The organism is Streptomyces phytophilus (assembly GCF_013870535.1).
Taxonomy (GTDB): domain Bacteria; phylum Actinomycetota; class Actinomycetes; order Streptomycetales; family Streptomycetaceae; genus Streptomyces; species Streptomyces phytophilus.
Genome location: NZ_JACBXC010001035.1, coordinates 1 through 2,187 on the forward strand (window position 1 = coordinate 1; position 2,187 = coordinate 2,187).

Annotated in this window: 2 protein-coding genes and 1 pseudogene; all 3 read left to right on the plus strand. The window is 74.4% G+C overall.

What is annotated here, in order from left to right; genetic code table 11:
• A partial coding sequence (locus H5J30_RS28705; RefSeq protein WP_309505659.1) for an IucA/IucC family protein occupies nucleotides 1-1,046 on the plus strand: 1,046 nt, incomplete at its 5' end.
• A gap of 40 nt (nucleotides 1,047-1,086) precedes the next feature.
• The gene (locus tag H5J30_RS28710) at nucleotides 1,087-1,836 is read left to right on the plus strand and encodes a GNAT family N-acetyltransferase (protein ID WP_181790196.1); all 750 of its coding nucleotides are present in this window, start codon (nucleotides 1,087-1,089) and stop codon (nucleotides 1,834-1,836) included.
• A gap of 21 nt (nucleotides 1,837-1,857) precedes the next feature.
• Nucleotides 1,858-2,187: pseudogene (locus H5J30_RS28715) on the plus strand (hypothetical protein); the annotation flags it as partial.

Below are 2,187 nucleotides of genomic sequence, written 5' to 3' on the forward strand. Positions count from 1 at the left end.
CGCTGTTCGACGCCGGTCTGCTGCGCGACCTGGGCCCGCACGGCGATCCCTGGCACCCGACCGCATCGGTGCGGACGCTGTACCGCCCCGGTGCGCCCGCGATGCTGAAGCTCTCCCTCGGCGTACGCATCACCAACTCCCGGCGCGAGAACCTCCGCAAGGAGCTGCACCGCGGCACGGAGGTGCACCGCCTGTTGCGCTCCGGCCTCGGCAAGGAGTGGCAGGCGTCGTTCCCCGGCGGCTTCCCGGGCGCGCCGGGCTTCGACGTCGTACGGGATCCGGCGTGGCTGGCGGTCGACACCGCGGCCGGCGAGCCCGTCGCGGGTCTGGACGCGGTCGTACGGCACCAGCCGTTCGCGGCGCAGGACGACGCCGTGTGCATCGCGGCACTGACGTCCCCGGTGCCGCGGTCGCCGAGGGGCGCGATGCGCTCGCGCCTCCAGGAGGTCGTCGAGCGGCTGGCCGGCGCCACGGGGCAGCGGACGGCGGCGGTGGCCGCGGAGTGGTTCCTGCGCTACCTGGAAGTGGTCGTACGGCCGGTGATGTGGCTGGACTCCGAGGCGGGCGTGGCGCTGGAGGCCCACCAGCAGAACACCGTGCTGCTCCTCGACTCCGACGGCTGGCCGGCCGGCGGCCGGTACCGGGACAACCAGGGGTACTACTTCCGCGAGTCCCGCCGCGCCGAGCTGGAGCGCCGGCTGCCGGGCCTGGGCGCCGCCAGTGACACGTTCGTCCCGGACGGCGTGGCGGACGAGCGCTTCGCCTACTACGTGGGCGTCAACAACGTCCTCGGCCTCGTGGGCGCCTTCGGCGCCGCGGGCCTGGTCGACGAGCGCGTGCTGCTCGCCGCCTTCCGGCGCTTCCTGGAGCAGTCCGCCGCGGGCGGCGGTTCCGGCCGGGGCGCGCTGGCCGAACGGCTGCTGAGCGGCGGGACGCTGCGCTGCAAGGCCAACCTGCTGACCCGGGTGCACGGCCTGGACGAGCTGGTCGGCCCGGTGGACACGCAGTCGGTGTACGTCACCGTCCCCAATCCGCTGGTCTCCTGACCGCACCTCGACTCCCTTCCGTACGAAGAGAAGAGGACCCGTGCCGGCCGATCCCCCGCCCCCCACCAGGCCCCCGGAGCTGCTCCCGGACGACACCCTCGACTTCGGGGTCGGCCTCGCCCGGCTCCTGGGGGCCGCCGCCCGGTCCCCCGCGCCGTACGACATCTCCTGCTGGGCGCCCGCCGGAACCCGGGCAGGACCGTTCCGCCTGGTGCCCATCGACCCGGCCGAGCCCGAGCGCGACCTGGCGCTGCTGCACCGCTGGATGAACGACCCTTCCGTGGCCGCCTTCTGGAAGCTCGCGGGCCCCGTGGAGGTCACCGCGCGGCATGTGCGCGCGCAGCTCGAAGCGGGGCACAGTGTGCCGTGCTTCGGCGTCCTGGACGGCGTGCGGATGAGCTACTGGGAGGTCTACCGCGCGGACCGCGACCCCCTCGCCGGGTATTACCGCGCGCGCCCGTACGACACGGGTGTCCATCTCCTCCTGGGCGGCGGCGCCGACCGCGGCCGGGGGCTGGGCTCCCTGCTGATCCGCGCGGTCAGCGACCTCGTGTTCGACAACTGCGCGTCGTGCGGACGCGTGCTCGCGGAGCCGGACGTGCACAACGTGCCGTCGGTCGCCGCCTTTCTGAACGCCGGCTTCCACTTCCAGGAGGAGCTGGCCCTGCCCGACAAGCGGGCGGCGCTGATGGTGCGCGAGCGCGCGCTGCGCGACAGCGGCGCCGGTCCCGTCCCGTCGCCGAGAACGCCCGCGAACCCGCCAGAGCCGCCACGGCCCGACCTGCCGTAGGACGGAGAGGAGCCAACGCCCTTGTCCGACGCCGCGAACACCACCCGCAGAACCGACTGGGACCTGGCCTCCCGCCGGCTGCTCGCCAAGATGCTGGGCGAGTTCGCCTACGAGGGCATAGTCGCTCCCGAACCCGACCCGGAACCCGGACCCGTGCCGGGCCCCGGGCGCCGCACCGGCCGCACGGCCGACGGCCGGCGCCCCTACCGCCTCCCCGTCACGGACGACGTGACCTACCGCTTCACCGCCCGCCGCGGCCCGTACGGCCACTGGCGCGTCGACCCCGCTTCCCTGAAGCCCACCGGCGAGAGCGAGAGCATGCGGTCGGACACACGTCAGAACGCACACCTC